Origin of the sequence: Pseudomonas sp., from assembly GCF_032058845.1 — a bacterium.
Taxonomy (GTDB): domain Bacteria; phylum Pseudomonadota; class Gammaproteobacteria; order Pseudomonadales; family Pseudomonadaceae; genus Aquipseudomonas.
The window spans coordinates 1-19,656 of record NZ_DAMCCR010000015.1; the positions used below are offsets into that span (position 1 = coordinate 1).

Here is a 19,656-nt window from a genome sequence, read left to right on the forward strand (position 1 = left end):
GCGGCATCAGCGTCGACGACGTGGCCAAGCGCCTGATCGACTTCGGCTTCCACGCACCGACCATGTCGTTCCCAGTGGCCGGCACGCTGATGATCGAACCCACCGAGAGCGAGTCCAGGGAGGAGCTGGACCGCTTCTGCGACGCCATGGTGCAGATTCGCGAGGAAATCCGCGCGGTGGAAGACGGCCGCCTGGACAAGGACGACAACCCGCTGAAGAACGCCCCACACACCGCCGCCGAACTGGTGGGCGAGTGGCATCACCGGTATAGCCGCGAGCAGGCGGTGTACCCGCTGCCGAGCCTGGTCCAGAGCAAGTACTGGCCGCCGGTAGGGCGCGTCGACAACGTCTATGGCGACCGCAACCTGGTCTGCGCCTGTCCGCCGATCGAGCAGTACCAGGAAGGCTGATCCCGGCAGGTTAGTGGTGTGCCAGGCCGTTGCGCCTGGCACACGACTGTGGTGCTAGCCGACCTCTAGAAGATTTTCAGGAGCATTCGATGTCCGACGCACTGTTACACACCCCTCTGCATGCCCTGCACCTGGAACTGGGCGCACGCATGGTGCCCTTCGCCGGCTACGACATGCCGGTGCACTACCCGCTGGGCGTACTCAAGGAGCACTTGCACACCCGTGAACAGGCCGGGTTGTTCGACGTCTCGCACATGGGCCAGATCATCCTGCGCGGCGCGGGTGCTGCACAGGCACTGGAGCGTCTGGTGCCGGTCGACATCATCGACCTGCGGGTGGGCATGCAGCGCTACGCGATGTTTACCCATGAACAGGGCGGCATTCTCGATGACCTGATGGTTGCCCGAATGGCCGACGACGAATTGTTCCTGGTGGTCAATGCCGCCTGCAAGCACCAGGACCTTGACCACCTGCAGCAACACCTGGCCGGGCAGTGCGAAGTGCAAGCGCTGTTCGACGAACGCGCCCTGCTGGCCCTGCAAGGTCCAGCGGCAGCCCGCGTGCTCGCACGGCTGGCACCGGAAGTGGCGGCGATGACCTTCATGCAGGTACGGCAGCTGACCCTGCTTGGCACGCCTTGCGTGGTCAGCCGTTCGGGCTATACCGGCGAAGACGGTTTCGAGATTTCCGTGCCGGTCGCCGACGCCGAGGCCCTGGCGCGACGCCTTCTGAGCGAGCCGGAGGTCGAAGCCATTGGCCTGGGTGCACGCGACTCGCTGCGCCTGGAAGCCGGCTTGTGCCTGTACGGACATGACATGGACAGCGACAGCACACCGGTGCAAGCCAACCTGCTGTGGGCCATCTCCAAGGCACGGCGCAGCGAGGGTGCGCGCGCCGGAGGGTTCCCAGGCGCGGACACGATCTTCGCGCAGCAGCGCGAGGGCGTGGCGCGCAAGCGGGTCGGCTTGCTCGGGCAGACACGCACACCGGTTCGTGAAGGGGCGGAAATCGTCGATGCCGCTGGTCAGGTGGTGGGCACGGTGACCAGTGGCGGCTATGGCCCGACACTCGGTGCGCCCCTGGCAATGGGCTATGTCGATAACCAACACACGGCGATCGGTACTGAGCTGCATGCGATGGTACGTGGCAAGCCCGTGCCGTTGCTCGTCAGTAAAATGCCTTTTGTAGTACAGCGTTACCACCGCTAGTGCAGGTGGCGGCTCAGGTGTGCGCTGGGTTCTCTATCGAACGTCCCCAAACGCCATCTGGAGCGGCCGCCGAACCCGGCAGCGTGCTGTTTCCGACACCGATGTCGCTCTGGTGTATGGCCCTGGAAGGATGCGTTTGGGAGGGCTTGTTTTCACTCGGAGAGTTGGCGTAGATTCCTGTTCACTGTGTTTGCATGGGTCGCCCCAGTGGATCGTGACCCGGGCCAGTAGCCGCTGTTCGCTACAACCCGTTCGACGCCAGACTTCCTGCAACCAGCCCAGTTCGTATTCACTTCACCCCAATGTGAATACCACTGTCATCACACCTCAAGTTTCATAGGAAGCAAGACAATGGCTGAGCGTCAGAGCGGTACCGTCAAGTGGTTCAATGACGAGAAAGGTTACGGCTTCATCACCCCGGAATCCGGTGCTGACCTGTTTGTGCACTTCCGTGCCATTCAGGGCAACGGCTTCAAGACTCTGAAAGAAGGTCAGAAGGTTACCTTCGTGGCCGTTCAGGGTCAGAAAGGCCTGCAGGCGGATGAAGTACAGCCAGAAGCCTGATCCAGACTTCGCAAAAAGCCCCTGCCAAGTGCAGGGGCTTTTTTTTGCCCGTAGAATACGCGCTTCGCTGATCGGAGCCCGTGCATGTCCAAGCCCAAGCCCATGCCCATGCTGCAACCCCAGGGGGATTTTCCGCCCGTCGCCTTTGCCCGACGCCTGGCAGCCCTGTTCTACGACTTCCTGCTGTGCACTGCCCTGCTGATCGTGACCGCTGGCGTCTACAAGATGATTCAGATGGCGCTCATCGGCGAGGCGCGCATGCGCCAATTGACCGAAGCCGGCGCGCTGGACGGCGACCCGCTGCTGTCGACGATTCTGCTGTTTGCGCTGTTCGCATTCTTCGCCAAGTTCTGGACCCATGGCGGGCAGACACTGGGCATGCAGGTGTGGGGGATTAGGGTACAGAACGCAGACGGCAGCGCCATCAGCCTGTGGCAGGCGCTGCTGCGTTTCGTGGTGGCGATTGCGTCGTGGCTGTGCCTCGGGCTGGGGTTCTTCTGGGCCCTGGTCGACAAGCGCCGGCGCACCTGGCATGACCTGTACTCGGACACCCGGTTGGTCAGGGTGCCCAAGGCAAGCGCTAAGCGCTGAACTGCGCAACGCAGCGGGCTGCTGTCGGCAGCCCGCCGCGCAGCGCTATCCGGCTCGGCGCAACAGCCAGACCCCCGCGACCATGCACACCACCGCCGGCAGTGCCACAGCCAGCAAGGGTGGGAACCCGAACACCTGGCTCGATGGCCCCAACAGCTCCCCGGCAATCCGGAACACGAAGCCCACCAGCACGCCAGTGAACACACGCTGGCCCAGGGTGACCGAGCGCAACGGACCGAAGATGAAGGAAATCGCCATCACCACCAGCGCCGCAGTCACGGCCGGCTGCAGGATCTTGGTCCAGAACGCCAGCCAGTAGCGCGAGTTGTTCAGGCCCTGGTCGGCGAGGTAGTGGATGTAGTCCCACAGCCCGGTGATGGACAGTGACTCCGGTGCCACGACCACGGTATTGAGCAGTTGCGGCGTTACCGAAACATCCCAGCGCTCTTGCGGGGCAGTGACCACCTCGGTGTGGTCGCCGCGGAAGAACGTGGTGCTGACGTCGTTCAGCGTCCATTGCTCGTCGTTGTAGGTCGCACGACGGGCGAAGCTCGAGGTGACGATCTGGCGTTGCTCGTTGAACTGGTAGCGCGTGACGCCCAGCAGCAGGCCATTGGGCTGCACCGAGTTGATGTGCACGAACTCGTTGCCCTGGCGGTGCCACATGCCACGCTTGGAGCTGAGCGCCTCACCACCGCCCTGGGCCAGCGAGCGATCGGCCTGGGCCTTGTTCTCGGTCGCCGGTGCAACGTATTCGCCGATCAGCACCCCGGCCAGCATCAGCACCAGCATGGGTTTCATCACCGCCCAGACAATGCGCCCGATGGACACGCCAGCGGCACGCATGATGGTCAGCTCGCTGCTGCTGGCCAGGCTGCCCAGGCCGATCAGGCAACCGATCAGCGCCGCCATCGGCAACATGTCGTAGAGGCGGCGCGGTGCGGTCAGGAGCACGTACAACCCGGCATCGAGCACGCTGTAGGTGTCGCTCAGGTCGCCCATCTCGTCGATGAAGGCGAACAGCGAGGCCAGGCCGAGGATGATGCCCAGTACCGCGAGGATGGCCATCAGCACGCTGGTGCCGATGTAGCGATCGAGCTTACCCACGGGCCACCTCCGCACGACGAGCAGCACGTTTGAGGCGCAGCGGCTCCCAGTACATCAGGGCCAGGCCGATGAGCAGGAACACACCGTGCACCCACCACATGCCCAGGGCGATCGGCAGCTTGCCTTTTTCGAGGGCACCACGAACGGAAATCAGCATGGTGAGGTACGCCATGTACAGAAGGATGGCCGGCAGCAGCTTGAGGAAGCGTCCTTGGCGAGGGTTGACCCGAGACAGCGGCACCGCCATCAGGGTCACGATGAACACCAGCACGGGTAGCGACAGCCGCCATTGCAGCTCGGCGCGTTCGCGCAGGTCTTGCTTGCCGAACAGTTGCAGGGTCGGGATGGCCTCACGGTCGGTCACCTCCTCGCTCACCTCGGGCTTGGGCAACAGCACACCGTAGGTGTCGTACTTGATCGCGCGGTAGTTGGCTTCACCTGGGTTGCCGTCGTAGCGGTAGCCGTTTTCCAGCACCAGGTAGCGATTGCCATCGCCCTGCACTTCCTGGTGACCACGTTCGGCCACCAGCACCGTCGGGGCGCGGTCCTTGGTCTTGTCCTGGTTGAAGCGCTTCTCGGAAATGAACACGCCCTCCAGCTTGACCCGGTCATCGGACAGTTGCTCGGTGTAGGTCACCCGAGTGCCATCGCGCAGGGTCTGGAAGCGGCCCGGGACCAGCGTGTCGAACTCGGTCAGGGCGTCTTGCTGATTGATGATCTGCTGCACCTGGGCAACGCCTTGCGGCGCCAGGCTCAGGCTCAACCAGGCCACCAGCAATGCGACCAGCGCGGCGGGCGCCATGGTCATGGCCAGCAGACGCTGCTGGCTCATGCCGGTGGCCGAGAGCACGGTCATTTCGCTCTCAAGGTACAGCCGGCCATAGGCCAGCAAGATACCGAGGAACAATCCCAGCGGCAGGATCAGCTGCAGGAACCCTGGCAGGCGGAAGCCCATGATCAGGAACAGCACGCTGGGGTCGAGCACGCCCTGCGCAGCCTGAGCCAGGTACTTGATGAAGCGCCCACTCATGATGATCACCAGCAGCACGGCGCTGACGGCGCTCAAGGTCACCAGGACCTCGCGAGACAGATAACGGAAGACGATCAAACCAGAAACTCCTGGGTTGTCTGGGGCGAAGTGCCGGACAAGGAAATCGGACAATCAGGATCATAGCCGGTTCGCCCAAGGCCAACCGACTGCAAAAGTGCGCGCATTATCCTGTGATTGCCCTTCCCTGTCACTTGGCGCTGCGCCGTACAACAACCCGGGGTTGTCAGTAGGGTCGGCAGAGGCTCAAACTGGCCGCTTTTCCACTGGCATGCGAGCAGGCCGCCAGGCGTTGCACAGGCCCTGCACCCAACCGCGCCACTCAAACGACCCACTGGAGACCCTGACATGGATCTGGTTGTAAAAAGCGTTGCCGCTGTATCCGTCAAAACCGCCACGCTGGTGCTCGGCGTGGGCGAAGGTCGCCTGCTGGGCGCACAGGCCAAGGCCGTCGACGAGGCCGGTAACGGCGCGATCAGCGCCGTTCTGAAGCGTGGTGACCTGGCCGGCAAGCCGGGCCAGACCCTGCTGCTGCAAGCGTTGCCCGGCCTCAAGGCCGAACGTGTGCTGCTGGTCGGCACCGGCAAGGATGAAGCCCTCAACGACCGTAACTGGCGCAAGGTGGTCACCGCCGTGGCCGGTGTGCTGAAGGGCCTGGGCGGGGCAGACGCGACCCTGGTGCTGGATGACATCGCCGTCGAGGGTCGCGATGGCCACTACGGCAAGTACCGCCTGCTGGCCGAGACCCTGCTCTCGGGCGCCTATGTCTTCGATCGCTTCAAGAGTCAGAAGGCCGAACCCCGCGCCCTGAAGAAAATCACCCTGCTGACCAGCCAGGCCGGCCAGGCCGAGGTCGAGCGGGGCGTCAAGCACGCCACTGCGATCAGCGCTGGCATGGCCCTGACCCGCGATCTGGGCAACCTGCCACCTAACCTGTGCCACCCCAGCTTCCTCGCCGAGCAGGCCAAGGACATGGGTAAGGCGCACAAGAACCTCAAGGTCGAGGTGCTGGACGAGAAGAAGATCAGGGACCTGGGCATGGGCGCGTTCTACGCGGTCGGCCAGGGCAGCGACCAGCCGCCACGGTTGATCGTGCTGAACTACCAAGGTGCGAAGAAAAGCGAAAAGCCCTACGTACTGGTCGGCAAAGGCATCACTTTCGACACCGGCGGCATCAGTCTCAAGCCCGGTGCCGGCATGGATGAAATGAAATACGACATGTGCGGCGCAGCCAGCGTATTCGGCACCTTGCACGCCGTGCTGCAACTGCAACTGCCGATCAACCTGGTGTGCCTGCTCGCCTGCGCCGAGAACATGCCCAGCGGGGGCGCTACCCGTCCAGGCGACATCGTCACCACGATGAGCGGGCAGACGGTCGAGATCCTCAACACCGACGCCGAAGGCCGTCTGGTGCTCTGCGACACCCTGACCTACGCCGAGCGCTTCAAGCCGCAAGCCGTCATCGACATCGCCACACTGACCGGCGCCTGCATCGTTGCCCTGGGCAGCCACACGACCGGCCTGCTGGGCAACGACGACGCGCTGCTGAGCCAGTTGCTCGACGCCGGCAAGCGCGCCGACGACCGCGCCTGGCAGTTGCCGCTGTTCGACGAGTACCAGGAGCAGCTCGACAGCCCGTTCGCCGACATCGCCAACATCGGCGGGCCAAAGGCCGGCACCATCACCGCCGCATGCTTCCTGTCGCGCTTCGCCAAGCAGTACCACTGGGCGCACATGGACATCGCCGGCACCGCCTGGATCAGTGGCGGCAAGGAAAAAGGCGCGACGGGCCGGCCTGTGCCGCTGCTCACCCAATACCTGCTCGACCGCGCCGGCGCCTGAGGCCCATGGGTCAGTGGCGCCTGGCCCTGTCTGAACAGCCTTGAGCGGAGAGTAGGCAAGGCCGATCGCAGCCCCGTACGAACCGCCAAGGAACGGCCGGGGTCGCGTTCGACCTGCGTGAATAAGCACCCCAGGGTGCCTTGAACGCAGCATGGCCGAATCTCAACGCTGTTCGGGGAGAGCCAACGGCATCACTGGCCGGGATACCGCGCATGAATAAAGTCGACTTCTATATCCTGCCCACTGACTCGCTCCGCGCGCGTCTGGATTTCGCCTGCAAGCTGTGCGAGAAAGCCTGGCGCCTGGGGCATCGGGTTTACCTGCACTGTCAGGACGAGGCCCAGCGCAGCGAGTTGGACCTGTGCCTGTGGCAGTTCAAGGGCGAGGCGTTCGTGCCGCACGACCTGGCGCACATCGATCCTGCGGGCCAAGTGGTGCTGGGCATCGACGAGTCGGCGCACGATCATGCTGACCTGCTGATCAATCTGGCTGCTGATGTGCCAGCATTCGTCGGCCAGTTTCAGCGGGTCGCTGAAATCGTGGTCGAGGCACCTGCGATACGCCAAGCCGCACGCGAGCGGTTCCGTTTCTATCGGGAACGGGGCTATGCTCTTACCGATCACCGCTTACAGCGACTTTGATGACCATGGACAAGCCGATCAACACCCTCAACCACTCCACGCACCTGCTCGATGACCTCGAATCGATTCGTGAGTTGCTGGGCGATGCCAATCTGCAACCGCCACTGCTGACCGAAACCGTCGAGCACACGCCAGCTGCAGCCACGCCTGCGATGAGCGCCGCTGACCCGGCAGATGCAGCGGCGACCGAGCGCGGTGATGCACAAGCGCGTCGTCAGGACACCCTGCTGCACCTGGACAGTGAATTACGGGCTGCGGCGCAATCGATCATGCAAGACGTGATCAACGACTTCACACCGCACATCGAAACGGAAATCAAGCGTCGCCTGGCGGCGCGCATGGATCGGCTGCTGAACGCAGCCGACTGATCCATCCCACCCTGCCCGGCCTGCCCGCATCAGGCAGGCCAGCGGCATGATGCCTGCCTTTCAACCGAAGGGCTTGAGGCCCTGGCGCATGCCAAACAAGAACAGCAACAAATCCTGATCAGGCTTGGCCTGGGCTTGTGCAAGCGGCTTGCCCGCCCTGGGCAATGGGCACTGGCCTGCCAGCTCGGCTTTGCTGAACACCACCGGCCGAGGTTGCTCCCAGGCCGCGGCTGCCGCGGTGGTGACAGCCAGCGCAGCGACCAGGAACAAACCTCGTGCTATTTCTAGTTTCATTACCCTAACCCTTTGACTGCGCTGCCAAACGCTGTCTGGTAAAAGTAGAGCAAGGAGCGGAAGTGCGCGTCGTGAATGGACGAATGGCGCTGCAGTTGGCTGAGGTCCTTGCGCGCCGCATTCTGGCAGCTGAGGCGTCGGCGAGCTTTTTCAAGATCCAGCAACGCCACCTCGACCTCGGCGGCCTCGCCCTCGCCGGTCACCTTGACGAACACGTGCTTGCCGTACAGGCAGCTGTGCTGCCAATGGCCGCGGTGCATGCGCGCCATGTTTTCCGCCAGCTCCTTGAGCATGCGTTGATGCAGCGCCTCGGGATAGCGAGCCAGGGCACCTGCGGCGTACCAGCTTTCCAGGTCGACGAACCCCTCGAGCGCTTCACTGACCAGCAACGCCCGCCATTGGTGATCGGCGTCGCGCTGCGCGCCGCAGAAGACGATGCGCGGCACGCGCACACCCAGCCGTGCGCAGTTGGTCAGGGCATCCTGCTCTCGCAGCACCGTAGGCCGGCCAAAGGGGTGCAGCCAACCGCGATACAGATGGCCTACCTGACGCTTGGCGTACAACACGTGCCCACGACCATCGTCCAGGCGCTGCACGCCACTCTCGCCACCGCGCCGGCGGTTGGGTTCCTCGACCCATTCCCCTTGTTGCTGCCAGTAAAAGTCGAACTCCGACTCTTGATTCAAGGCGACTGCCATCGTTACCGACCTCTTGCGTCATTAGGGTGATTCGCCACATGGCGTAGCTCGGCAACACCCTCAGATGCTGTTGAATTCCGAAGCCGATTGAAACGAATGCTGCTATGGATGTAGCCGCAGGTAACACAAAACTACACGACTGCTGCCATTTTGCCATTCATCGGTGCAGCGGCACTTGGGTGAACGAGCAGACTCAAAGGCCCGCAACTGACCACAGAAAATCTGTGACGTGCCGCTAAGCCCCTGAATTAGGGAAATTTTCCTACATTTGCTGATCAACGGTCAGCCATCAGGTGCTCGTTGCGCAGCGGCCGGTATGTGCAAAAACCGTTGAAATCCGATGCCGCGACTTATCGTTTGCAAAGGACGTACCGACTAACGGCCAGCGCTCGAACACCTGTTTTCGCACGCACTCATGCCCTAGCGTGCTGCCCAGGCGATTATCGTCGGCGCCTCATGGGGCGCGGTCGCATCGCGCGAATGGCCTGCTCGGTAGCAGCCTCAGGCCGCACACTGTAGCGACGGGCATGTGTCCGCAACGTCACACCGCTGTGAAAATCCTGTCGAAAGACCCCTGTATGCCTACGGCTGCTCGCCTGGTGGCAAAGCGCTTTCCACCTGGATTTCCACCGTGGAACCGCCCCGCAAACCGCTCAGGTCCACCTGGAAGCAGCAGCCGTGAGGCAAGGTAGCCGTGAGCTTGACGTGCCAGCCCTGGTCATCGCAGATGCGCTGGACCAGAGACAGCCCCAGGCCCAGCCCCTCTCCGCGACGCTCATCGCCGCGCACGAAGGGACGGAACATCGCCTCGCGCTGCTCTTCGGGGATCCCCACGCCACTGTCTTCCACGCTGAAGCCCTCGGGATTCAGGCTCAGGCGAATGTAACCGCTGTCGGTATAATGCGCGGCGTTGCGCAGCAGGTTGCCCATCACCGATTGCAGGAAGGTGGCGTTGTACTGAACCGGGCTGGCGCTGACGCGGCCGTCGTAATAGAGCGTCAGGCCCTTCTGCTCGATGGTGTCGCGCCAGACGCCGATCAGGTCGTCTGCCACCTCGCGCACGGTCGCCCTGGACGCGATTGCGCTCTCATCGTGTTGCGCGCGAGCGAGCATGAGGAAGGTCTTGACCAGCTCGCGCATTTCCTCGGTCGCCCGCGCGATGCGTTCCACCTGGTTACGCGCACGGGTGTCGAGGCCAGGATTGACCATCAGCAGCTCGCACGAGGTCGCCAACACCATCAATGGCGTGCGCAGCTCGTGGCTGACGTCGCTGGTGAAGAGCCGCTCACGGTTCAGGGCGTCACGCAGGCGCCCGAGCGTATCGTCGAAGGCCACGGCCAGCTGACCTACCTCATCGGCGGCATAGTCCGGCGCCAGGGGCGGCGCCAGCCCGAGCAACTGATCGCGGTGGCGGACCTGGCGCGCCAGGCGAATCACCGGCGCCATCACTCGCCGGGCCAACAGCCAGCCGAGCACCACCGCCAGCGCCAGGCTGAGCACGAAGCCCACCAGCACCACGGCGAACAGCACCCGTTCACGCTCCTCGAAATCGCTCTGATCCTGCAGCAACACATAGTGCCGGCCGTCGACCACTTCGACCATCGCGTGGTACGACAGCTGATCGCGAAACACCTCGTGAAAGCCTGCTTCGAGGTGACGCAGGTCTTTGGGCAGTTCGAAATCGTCCCGACCGCCGCTGAAATAGAACAACTGGTCCGGGCGAGGCCTGTGGCTCCAGTCGCTGACGCTGTCCATACGCAGCAAGCGCTGCAGATCACCACCGAGCACCGAGGAAATCAGGCGCTCCTCGACCAGGTGGACGGTGGACACGATGCCGACGCCGAACGCGCCGGCAACCAGTGCGCTCATCACGGCGAAGGCAATGATGATGCGTTGCGCGAGGCTCTGCTTAAACTCCATCACGACCCTCGGCGAGGCGGTAGCCCACGCCATGCACGGTATGCAGCAAGGGTTTGTCGAAGGGTTTGTCGATCACCTGACGCAACTGGTGGACGTGGCTGCGCAAGCTGTCGCTGTCGGGGCAGTCATCGCCCCACAGCGCCTCTTCCAGCACCTCGCGGCGCAGCACGTGCGGGCTCTTCTGCATCAGCACGGCCAGCAGCTTGAGGCCAACCGGGTTCAGCTTGAGCAGGCGCCCTTGGCGGGTGACCTCCAGGGTGTCGAGGTCATAGTTGAGATCGGCCACTTGCAACGCACGGCGCCCGCCGCCCTGAGCGCGGCGCAGGATCGCTTCGATGCGTGCGGCCAGCTCTGACAACGCGAAGGGTTTGAGCAGGTAGTCATCGGCCCCGGAGCGGAAACCCTGCAAGCGGTCATCCAGCTGATCGCGAGCCGTGAGCATGATGACCGGTGTGTCGCGCCGGGCGTCTTCGCGCAAACGCTTGCACAGGGTATAGCCATCGATGCCGGGCAGCATGATGTCCAGCACGATCAGGTCGTAGTGTTCGGTCGCCGCCAGGTGCAGCCCGGACAGGCCATCCTGGGCACAGTCCACGGTATAGCCTTTCATCCCGAGGTAATCGGCAAGGTTGGCGAGAATATCGCGGTTGTCTTCCACCAAAAGAATGCGCATCAAGGTCTCCTGTGCGGGGCTGGGGGGCTGCGCGGCTGGCGCAGCTTAAGGCCTTCGGCCATGGTGGCGCCAGCGTTGCGGGTATTTAGCGCTGCGCCCGCAGCTAAACGGATGGCCACCCACAACGAAAAAGCCCCGCACAAGGCGGGGCTTTTCCTACAGCTTTCGACAGCAGGGTGAGGCTGGGTTACATCATGCCACCCATGCCACCCATGCCACCCATGCCGCCCATGTCAGGCATGCCGCCAGCGCCTTTCTCTTCCGGCAGCTCGGCAACCATGGCTTCGGTGGTGATCATCAGACCACCGATCGAAGCAGCAGCTTGCAGTGCCGAACGGGTGACCTTGGCTGGGTCCAGGATGCCCATCTCGATCATGTCGCCGTATTCGCCGGTAGCGGCGTTGTAGCCGTAGTTGCCCGAACCCTGCTTGACCTTGTCGGCCACAACGCTTGGCTCGTCGCCGGCGTTGGCAGTGATCTGACGCAGCGGCGCTTCAACGGCACGGCGCAGCAGTGCGATACCGACGTTCTGGTCTTCGTTGTCGCCTTTGAGGTCGGCCAGTGCAGCCAGTGCACGTACCAGGGCAACACCACCGCCAGGCACCACGCCTTCTTCAACGGCCGCACGGGTTGCGTGCAGGGCGTCTTCAACGCGGGCTTTCTTCTCTTTCATCTCGACTTCGGTGCCAGCACCGACCTTGATCAACGCAACACCGCCGGACAGCTTGGCCAGACGCTCTTGCAGCTTCTCACGGTCGTAGTCGGACGAGGTGTCGGCAACCTGGGCACGGATCTGGGTCACGCGCGCCTGGATGTCGCCTTCAACGCCAGCACCGTCGATGATGGTGGTGTTTTCCTTGGTCAGGACCACGCGCTTGGCGTTGCCCAGGTGCTCCAGGGTAGCGGTTTCCAGGGACAGACCGATTTCTTCGGAGATCACGGTAGCGCCGGTCAGGACAGCGATGTCCTGCAGCATGGCCTTGCGGCGGTCGCCGAAGCCAGGTGCCTTGACCGCTGCAACCTTGACGATGCCGCGCATGTTGTTGACGACCAGGGTCGCCAGCGCTTCGCCTTCGACATCTTCAGCCACGATCAGCAGCGGACGGCCGGCTTTGGCAACGGCTTCCAGAACTGGCAGCAGTTCACGGATGTTGGAGATCTTCTTGTCGACCAGCAGCAGCAGCGGGCCTTCCAGCTCGGCGACCATGGTGTCTGGCTTGTTGACGAAGTACGGGGACAGGTAGCCACGGTCGAACTGCATGCCTTCGACGACCGACAGTTCGTTTTCCAGGCCCGAACCTTCTTCGACGGTGATCACGCCTTCTTTACCGACCTTTTCCATCGCTTCAGCGATGATCTGGCCGATCGAGGAGTCGGAGTTGGCCGAAATGGTGCCGACCTGGGCGATAGCCTTGGAGTCGGAGCACGGCTTGGACAGGTTCTTCAGCTCGGCGACAACGGCGATGGTGGCCTTGTCGATGCCGCGCTTGAGGTCCATCGGGTTCATGCCGGCAGCGACAGCTTTCAGGCCTTCGTTGACGATGGCTTGAGCCAGAACGGTGGCAGTGGTAGTGCCGTCACCGGCCGCGTCGTTGGCCTTGGAAGCGACTTCCTTGACCAGCTGGGCGCCCATGTTCTCGAACGCGCACTTGAGCTCGATTTCCTTGGCGACGGAAACGCCGTCTTTGGTGATGGTCGGCGCGCCGAAGCTCTTGGCCAGGACCACGTTGCGGCCTTTCGGGCCGAGGGTCGCTTTGACGGCGTCAGCCAGAACGTTGACACCAACGAGCATTTTCTTACGGGCGGAGTCGCCGAATTTTACGTCTTTAGCAGCCATGTTCGTTTAATCCTTGGAAATGCTTTGGGGTAACTGAAACCGGGGATATCAGCCTTCGACGACGGCGAGGATTTCGTTCTCGCTCATCACCAGCAGATCTTCACCATCGACTTTCACGGTGTTGCTGCCCGAGTAAGGGCCAAACACCACTTTGTCACCCACTTTGACGGCCAGTGCACGCACTTCACCGCTGTCCAGGACGCGACCGGTGCCGACGGCAACAATTTCACCACGGTTAGGCTTTTCAGCCGCCGAGCCTGGCAGAACGATACCGCCAGCGGTTTTCGATTCTTCTTCGCTGCGACGGATGACTACGCGGTCATGCAGAGGACGAAGCTTCATTGTCGATCTCTCCCAAATTGTGGTTTTCATCGGCCGGTGTCGACACCGGCATGTTGAGGCATTCCGGCGTTGCCGGAGATGGCCCGCAGCGGGCGAGCCATCGTTGTCATGTCTGGCGTTACAAGCCAGAAACCTTGCGGTGACTCATAAATGAGGTCGCCAGGAACAATTACAAGGCTGTAGGAAAATATTTTTTCATCGCCGCGGAACATAAACGCGAACGGCCCCTTGAGGGGCCGTTGCAGATGAAGGGGTTTCTACTGGTCGCGGCGCTGGTATTCGCCTTCGATCACCGTGGGGCGCTGCAGCCCTTCGCGTGGCTGCGCACTGGATGGATCATCGCGGAATGCGCGCTGGCGAGCGGCCTGGGCTTCGGCACGGGCGCGCAGCTTGCGCGCAGCGAAATGACGGGTGACCGGCAGCAGGCAGATCAGGCCCAGCACGTCACTGATGAAGCCTGGAATCAGCAACAGACCGCCGCCGATGGCCAAGGTCAGGCCCTGGAACATCTCCTGGGCGGGCAGTTCGCCACGCTGCAGGCTTTCGCGAGCACGCAAGGCAGTGGCGAGCCCGGCCACGCGCATGACCAACAGGCCCAGGCCCGAGCCCGCCAGGATCAGCAACAGCGCCGGCAGGAATCCGATGGCCCCGGCCACCTTGACGAAGACGAACAACTCGAGCACCGGGAAAATCAGTAGAAGCAGCAGAAAAACACGCATTAAAGGAACCCTCGCGGAAGACAGCCTTCCTGTAGGACTCCAAGATGGTAACGACGACTCCGCATTTCAACCCATTGCTGTTTCAGGCGTAGGCCACTGTTGCGCGCGGGCCAGCAAAACCAGGGCTTCGCGAACTTGTGTCGGGTTATTGCAGGATTGCCCGAAGGGCAGCCAGTGGATCGCCTGACCGATACGCAGGTGCAGGCCTTCGCTGTCGATCCCGACCATCTGCGCCGGCGTCGCCGTGGGCAGGTCGTTAAGCGCCACGTAATGGGCGATGGCGGCGGCATGGTCGCTGTTCATGTGTTCGATCATGCGCCCTTCCACAATGCCGGCGAACGGGTTGCCCAGGGTCACCGCGTCGAGCCAGTGAATGGCGCCAAAGCCGCCGATGTAGCGGTGGCGCACCGGTTCCAATACCCAGAAATCGAAATCATGGGCCTTGTGGTAGCCCGCGGCCTCGGGAAAGTAACGGTAATAACGCTCGGCCGCCTCGCCGACCGCCGCCTCATCGACCAGCTTGCGTGCCTGGGCCATCACCGTCAGCCGCCCTACCGCCTGCACATCTTCAGCATCACGTTCGCCGACCAGGAGCGAGCACTTGGCTTCTTGCTGCAGATTATGGGTGTGCTGGGCGATGCGACTGATCAACAGCAGCGGATGGCCTTGCGCATCCAGGCAATACGGCACGACCGAGCCGAAGGGGTAGCCGGGCATGGATTTGGAGAGGGTGGACAGCACACCTCGGTATTCCTTGAGCAACAGCTCCCGGGCGGGGCGAAGGGCTTTGATACTCACGAGGGCAGCTCCTGACGATGTGAATGACGGGTGCACAGGATTGAGCCGGTCAGCCGAGCGAAAGCGCCCGCAAGCGTGCGCGCTGCACAGACATCCCCGGCTGATGGGGCATGCGCACACGATAGTCACTGGGCACTTGAGGTGCTACTGGCCTGCGCACAGGCCAGGGCGGGCTTACCAGTTGACGCCGAAGCCTGCGGTGTAACGGGTCTTGTCCAGATCGCTATCCCGCGTGCCGCTGATCACGTTCTTCTCGGCCTTGACGTTCAACGACGCCCATTCGGTGACCTTGTAGCGCAGGCCCACTTCGGCATCGAGCGAATAGTCCGCCACCGCGCTCAACGGCTTGCCCACTTCGCCATTGGTGAAGAACTCGAAGCGTTTGCCGATCAGGTAGCGGTTGTAGTCCCACTTCAGCGCGGCGGAATAGAAGTTGTCCTTGCCACCGTCGCGGTAGGTGTAGTCGGTGCGGTTGAGCAGGCTGCCGAGCGAGAACGCACCCAGCTCGTCGTCCCAGAACTGGTAGCCCGGGCCGGTACCGATGGTGCGCTGGCGCTCGAGGTCTTCGATGTGATCGCGGGTATAGTCCAGACGGCCTTGCCAGAACCACTTGTCGGTGATGAAGCGGTCAAGCGCGTACTCGGCACTCCAGTTGTCGTTGGTGGTGACGTCGTCCTGGGTGTCGCGGTTGTACTCGCCTTCGGCGGTGTGCCGCCAGCGGCCATGGCGCGCGGTGGTCTTGAAGCCGATGTCGTAGTTGTCGGTGTCTTTCTCGGCACGCTTGTAGTCCAGAGCGGCATCGACGCGACCTTTCCAGACCAGGTCTTCGACCACCGGCTTGGGCTTGAGGATCTGCTCGATACTGGCAAGCTCCACAGTCTTGGGCGCTTCGCCGTTGGCCAGGATCACCTTGCCGTCTTCGGCCGGCTGCAACGACTTGGCGTGCTCACCGTTGTAGGCGTCCTGCTTGACCAGCAGTTGCTGATCGCTTTCGAGGGTCTTGACCTGTTTCCAGTCCAGCGCGATGGAGCCGCCATACTTGGTGTCGAGCAGCAGCTTGCCGCCGTCGAAGACCTTGATGGTGCCGGTCAGGCGGTCACCGTTCTTCATCCAGACGGTATCGGCCAGGACAGGCGCGGACAGGGAGGCGATGACAAGAGACAGCAAGGCTCTGGAAGACATAAGCGGACTAAAGGGCTCGGAAAGTGGGAAAAACCGGGCATTATCCAGATGCCCACGCGCAGAGCAAGGAAAGACACCTGATTCACCAACGAGTTCAATTCTCATTTACACCCATTCAGATGAAGGGTTTCCCATGTTGCCTGGCCTGCACCCATGATCGACCCACACACCTGCACGCCCTCCCCCGCCGAAGCCCGACGAACGGCGTTGTTCTCGGTATTGGGCGCAGTTCCGCCTGGTAAGGTCGTGAGTTACGGGCAGCTTGCCGAACTGGCCGGCCTGGACCGCGCCGCGCGCTGGGTAGGGCGCACCCTCGGCCAACTGCCAGAGGGCAGCCGCCTGCCCTGGCACCGCGTGCTGGGCGCCAACGGTCGGCTGAGCCTGGCCGCTGGCACGCCGTCGGGTGATGAGCAACGCGCACGGCTGCGCGCCGAGGGCGTGCTGATCAGCACTGATCGTGTGGATATGGCCCGCCATGGCTGGCGTCCGGTGGAGCACAGCGGTTAGAGTGCGCGCTTTGTTCATGCAACCTTGAGGCAGATATTGGCCCATGTCCCGTAAAACCTGGCGCGCTGCGCTCGCTGCCTACGCCAGTCCCTCGACTTTGGTGCTTCTACTGCTTGGCTTCGCCGCTGGTCTGCCTTACATGCTGGTGTTTTCCACGCTGTCGGTATGGCTGCGTGAAGCGGGCGTTGCACGTGAAACCATCGGCTACGCCAGCCTGATCGGCCTGGCCTACGCCTTCAAATGGGTCTGGTCACCGCTGCTCGACCAATGGCGCCTGCCGCTGCTCGGCGGCATGGGCCGGCGGCGCTCCTGGCTGCTGCTGTCGCAAGTGCTGGTGGTCGTTGGCCTGATCGGCATGGGCCTGTGCGATCCACAGCAGCATCTCTCGTGGCTGATCGCCCTGGCGGTGCTGGTGGCCTTTGCCTCGGCCACCCAGGACATCGCGGTGGATGCCTACCGTCTGGAAATCGCCGACGACCAGCGTCAGGCTGCTTTGGCGGCGAGCTACATGGCCGGCTATCGCGTCGCTGCCCTGCTGGCCACCGCCGGCGCGCTGTTCTTTGCCGAATGGTTCGGTTCCACCGGCTTCAGCTACCTGCACAAAGCCTGGACCGGCACCTACGTTTTGTTCGGGGTGATCATGCTACCGGCAGTGTTCACCACGCTGATCATGCGCGAACCGCCGGTGCCGCTGCGCACGCAACTGTCGGCCGCACGCTATGGCCTGGGCCATCAGCTGGCCTCGGTGTTCGTGCTGATCATCCTGCTGGTTTCGGTGCCGGCGAGTTTCACCCAGATGTTCAACACCGACTGGGCCAGTGTGGTGTTCGGCACGGCCTCGCCGCTTGACCTGATCCGCGAAGACCGCGCCTTCCTGCGCCTGATCCTCTACGCACTGCTGAGCTGGGCCTGCCTGTCCTCCATGGGCCGCCGCGGCCTGGCGCCGGTGCTGACACCGGTCAACGACTTCATCCATCGCTACCGCTGGCAGGCACTGCTGCTGCTGGGGCTGATCGCCACGTACCGGATGTCAGACACGGTGATGGGGGTGATGGCCAACGTCTTCTACATCGACCAGGGTTTCACCAAGGACGAAATCGCCAGCGTCAGCAAGATCTTCGGCCTGATCATGACCCTGCTCGGCGCCGGCGCGGGTGGCCTGCTGATCGTGCGCTTCGGCATCCTGCCGATCCTGTTCGTCGGTGGCGTCACCTCGGCTGCCACCAATATCCTGTTCGTGATGCTGGCGGACATGGGCCCGAACCTGCAGATGCTGGTCCTGACCATATCCCTGGACAACCTCAGCTCAGGGTTGGCCACCTCGGCGTTCGTTGCCTACCTGTCGAGCCTGACCAACCTCAAGTTCTCGGCCACACAATACGCCCTGCTCAGCTCGATCATGCTGTTGCTGCCGCGGTTGATCGGCGGCTACTCAGGGGTGATGGTGGAGAAGTTCGGCTACCACAACTTCTTCTTGATCACCGCGCTGCTGGGCGTCCCGACCTTGATTCTGATCGCCCTGCAGTGGCGCCAGGAGTCCAGGCCGGGCAGCCTCACATCGACCACCAAGCCGCCTTCGGAACAGCCCTGACGGCAACCTGGCGCGGGCCTGCGATCGTCCTGCGCGGGGTTATGGCAGAACAACGCCTGGCGCTGAACGCCGGCCCACGATCGACCACAGCGGCCACAGCGCCAACGCCCCTGCCACACTGGCCGCCACGGCAAAGCTGAGCAGGCTGGCGCCCGCGCCGAGCAACGCCAGCAGTGCACCGCCGACACCTAATAGCGCAATGGTGATCATGCCCAGCATGGCCGACACCAGCCCTTTGCTCTGCTCGCTGGAGAACAGCGTCAGGCGGTACAGCACCGCATTGGCGATGCCCAGCCCTGCGGCATACAGCGCCAGGCCCAGCACCACACTCACTACCGATGGCCATGCCCAGGTCGCCAGCAGCAGCAGCGCCAGCCCAGCCAGATATGGCCCCAGGGCGATGCGCAGCAGGGTCGCCAGCGGGTAGCGGTCAGCGATGTGATTGATGACCAGGTTGCCGAAGATCAGCCCGGCAAATACCGGCAACTGCCACAGCGCGTAGGCCATCGCGCTCAGGCCTTCGTCGTGGATCAGCAGCACCGGCGACAGGCCGATCCAGCCAATCAGCGGCAAGCCCACCAGCCCCAGCGCCGCGCTGCCGGCCACGAAGCGCCGGTTGCGCAGTAACTGCCCATAACCTTGCAGCAGCGGGCCCAGCTGGATCGGCGTAAACGCCAGGCGCGACCCGTCACGGCGCTCGACCCCCAGCGTTTCGGGCATCAGGCGGTACAACAGGCCCCAGGTGATCACCGCGCCCACCGCGAACGCCACGAACAGCCAGCGCCAGTCGAGCCACTGCAACATCAGCGTACCCACCAACGGGCCCAGCAATGGCGAGAGCAAGGCGATGTTGGCCAGCAGCGCCATCATGCGCACTGCGTCGGCCTCACTGAACGCTTCGTTGAGCGCCGGGTAACTGACCGTCACTACAAAGCCCAGCCCGACCCCTTGCAGCAGGCGCAACAGGTTGAACAGCGTGATGTCATGCGCCCAGTAGGTGCCCAGGCAGGCGGCACCGAACAGCAGGCAACCGCTCAGCAGCAATGGCCGGCGCCCGTAGCGGTCGGCCAGCGGGCCGATCAGCCACTGCAGCAGCACGCCACCGAGCAGGTACAGGTTGAGCGCGTGCGGGATGTAGGCCGGGCTGGCCTTCAGGTCGGCGACGACATTGGGCATGGCGGGCATGACCGCGTCGCTGGCCAGGTAGGTGAGCAGCTCGAACAGCGCCAGCGTCAGCCCGAACAGCAGCGCGCGGGCCGGAGTGATGTACAGCAGTGGTTTCATGGTCGAAATCGGTAGAGGGGCCGAGGGGCAGG

Annotated in this window: 20 protein-coding genes and 1 pseudogene; 9 read left to right on the forward strand and 12 right to left on the reverse strand. The window is 63.2% G+C overall.

What is annotated here, in order from left to right:
• From RT028_RS04765 to RT028_RS04780, 4 genes and pseudogenes are all read left to right on the forward strand, one after another.
• Positions 1-410, forward strand: a pseudogene (locus RT028_RS04765) (glycine dehydrogenase (aminomethyl-transferring)); the annotation flags it as partial.
• A gap of 89 nt (positions 411-499) precedes the next feature.
• On the forward strand, positions 500-1,618 hold the full coding sequence (gene gcvT, locus RT028_RS04770) for a glycine cleavage system aminomethyltransferase GcvT (RefSeq protein WP_312933003.1): 1,119 nt from the start codon (positions 500-502) through the stop codon (positions 1,616-1,618).
• A gap of 351 nt (positions 1,619-1,969) precedes the next feature.
• Entirely contained in the window at positions 1,970-2,182 is a 213-nt protein-coding gene (locus RT028_RS04775; protein ID WP_312933005.1) for a cold-shock protein, read from the forward strand.
• An 84-nt stretch (positions 2,183-2,266) separates the two neighbouring features.
• A complete protein-coding gene (locus RT028_RS04780) occupies positions 2,267-2,773 on the forward strand; it encodes an RDD family protein (RefSeq protein ID WP_312933007.1) in 507 nt (168 codons plus the stop codon).
• Between the two features lie 45 nt (positions 2,774-2,818).
• On the opposite strand, the gene lptG is transcribed toward RT028_RS04780, so the two are convergent.
• Entirely contained in the window at positions 2,819-3,880 is a 1,062-nt protein-coding gene (gene lptG, locus RT028_RS04785; protein ID WP_312933009.1) for an LPS export ABC transporter permease LptG, read from the reverse strand.
• Positions 3,873-4,988: an LPS export ABC transporter permease LptF gene (lptF, locus tag RT028_RS04790; RefSeq protein WP_312933011.1), complete on the reverse strand. Its 1,116-nt coding sequence runs from the start codon at positions 4,986-4,988 to the stop codon at positions 3,873-3,875. The genes lptG and lptF overlap by 8 nt, the downstream gene beginning before the upstream one ends.
• 288 nt (positions 4,989-5,276) lie before the next feature.
• Here lptF and RT028_RS04795 point away from each other — a divergent pair, with 288 nt between their 5' ends.
• The 3 genes from RT028_RS04795 (at position 5,277) to RT028_RS04805 (ending at position 7,779) form a co-directional block, all read left to right on the forward strand.
• Positions 5,277-6,770 carry a leucyl aminopeptidase gene (locus RT028_RS04795; protein ID WP_312933013.1) on the forward strand — a complete coding sequence of 498 codons (1,494 nt, stop codon included), beginning with the start codon at positions 5,277-5,279 and terminating at the stop codon, positions 6,768-6,770.
• A 212-nt stretch (positions 6,771-6,982) separates the two neighbouring features.
• Entirely contained in the window at positions 6,983-7,411 is a 429-nt protein-coding gene (locus RT028_RS04800; protein ID WP_312933015.1) for a DNA polymerase III subunit chi, read from the forward strand.
• 5 nt (positions 7,412-7,416) lie between these two features.
• Positions 7,417-7,779, forward strand: coding sequence for a DNA polymerase III subunit chi (locus tag RT028_RS04805; protein ID WP_312933017.1), 363 nt, complete (start codon positions 7,417-7,419; stop codon positions 7,777-7,779).
• 60 nt (positions 7,780-7,839) lie between these two features.
• Here the strand turns inward: RT028_RS04805 and RT028_RS04810 are convergent, their stop codons facing one another.
• The 9 genes from RT028_RS04810 to RT028_RS04850 form a co-directional block, all read right to left on the reverse strand.
• Positions 7,840-8,073, reverse strand: a complete 234-nt coding sequence (locus tag RT028_RS04810) for a hypothetical protein (protein ID WP_312933019.1) — start codon at positions 8,071-8,073, stop codon at positions 7,840-7,842.
• Positions 8,073-8,771: a lipopolysaccharide kinase InaA family protein gene (locus RT028_RS04815; RefSeq protein ID WP_312933021.1), complete on the reverse strand. Its 699-nt coding sequence runs from the start codon at positions 8,769-8,771 to the stop codon at positions 8,073-8,075. Before RT028_RS04815 ends, RT028_RS04810 begins: the two co-directional genes overlap by 1 nt.
• A 582-nt stretch (positions 8,772-9,353) precedes the next feature.
• Positions 9,354-10,691, reverse strand: coding sequence for a HAMP domain-containing sensor histidine kinase (locus tag RT028_RS04820; RefSeq protein ID WP_312933023.1), 1,338 nt, complete (start codon positions 10,689-10,691; stop codon positions 9,354-9,356).
• Positions 10,681-11,364, reverse strand: coding sequence for a two-component system response regulator ColR (gene colR / locus RT028_RS04825; RefSeq protein WP_312933025.1), 684 nt, complete (start codon positions 11,362-11,364; stop codon positions 10,681-10,683). Before colR ends, RT028_RS04820 begins: the two co-directional genes overlap by 11 nt.
• 187 nt (positions 11,365-11,551) lie before the next feature.
• Positions 11,552-13,201: a chaperonin GroEL gene (gene groL / locus RT028_RS04830; protein ID WP_312933027.1), complete on the reverse strand. Its 1,650-nt coding sequence runs from the start codon at positions 13,199-13,201 to the stop codon at positions 11,552-11,554.
• A gap of 48 nt (positions 13,202-13,249) precedes the next feature.
• Entirely contained in the window at positions 13,250-13,543 is a 294-nt protein-coding gene (locus RT028_RS04835) for a co-chaperone GroES (RefSeq protein WP_028696642.1), read from the reverse strand.
• A gap of 257 nt (positions 13,544-13,800) precedes the next feature.
• Entirely contained in the window at positions 13,801-14,262 is a 462-nt protein-coding gene (locus RT028_RS04840; protein ID WP_312933030.1) for an FxsA family protein, read from the reverse strand.
• A gap of 66 nt (positions 14,263-14,328) precedes the next feature.
• Positions 14,329-15,060 (reverse strand): HugZ family protein, encoded by a 732-nt coding sequence (locus RT028_RS04845; protein ID WP_312933032.1) that lies wholly within the window; start codon positions 15,058-15,060, stop codon positions 14,329-14,331.
• 174 nt (positions 15,061-15,234) lie between these two features.
• The gene (locus tag RT028_RS04850) at positions 15,235-16,242 is read right to left on the reverse strand and encodes a DUF481 domain-containing protein (protein ID WP_312933034.1); all 1,008 of its coding nucleotides are present in this window, start codon (positions 16,240-16,242) and stop codon (positions 15,235-15,237) included.
• 153 nt (positions 16,243-16,395) lie between these two features.
• On the opposite strand from RT028_RS04850, the gene RT028_RS04855 reads away from it, so the two are divergent.
• On the forward strand, positions 16,396-16,749 hold the full coding sequence (locus tag RT028_RS04855) for an MGMT family protein (protein ID WP_312933035.1): 354 nt from the start codon (positions 16,396-16,398) through the stop codon (positions 16,747-16,749).
• 43 nt (positions 16,750-16,792) lie between these two features.
• Positions 16,793-18,340 carry an AmpG family muropeptide MFS transporter gene (locus tag RT028_RS04860; RefSeq protein WP_312933036.1) on the forward strand — a complete coding sequence of 516 codons (1,548 nt, stop codon included), beginning with the start codon at positions 16,793-16,795 and terminating at the stop codon, positions 18,338-18,340.
• A gap of 39 nt (positions 18,341-18,379) precedes the next feature.
• Here the strand turns inward: RT028_RS04860 and RT028_RS04865 are convergent, their stop codons facing one another.
• Positions 18,380-19,624, reverse strand: a complete 1,245-nt coding sequence (locus RT028_RS04865) for an MFS transporter (protein WP_312933038.1) — start codon at positions 19,622-19,624, stop codon at positions 18,380-18,382.
• Between the last annotated feature and the right edge of the window lie 32 nt (positions 19,625-19,656).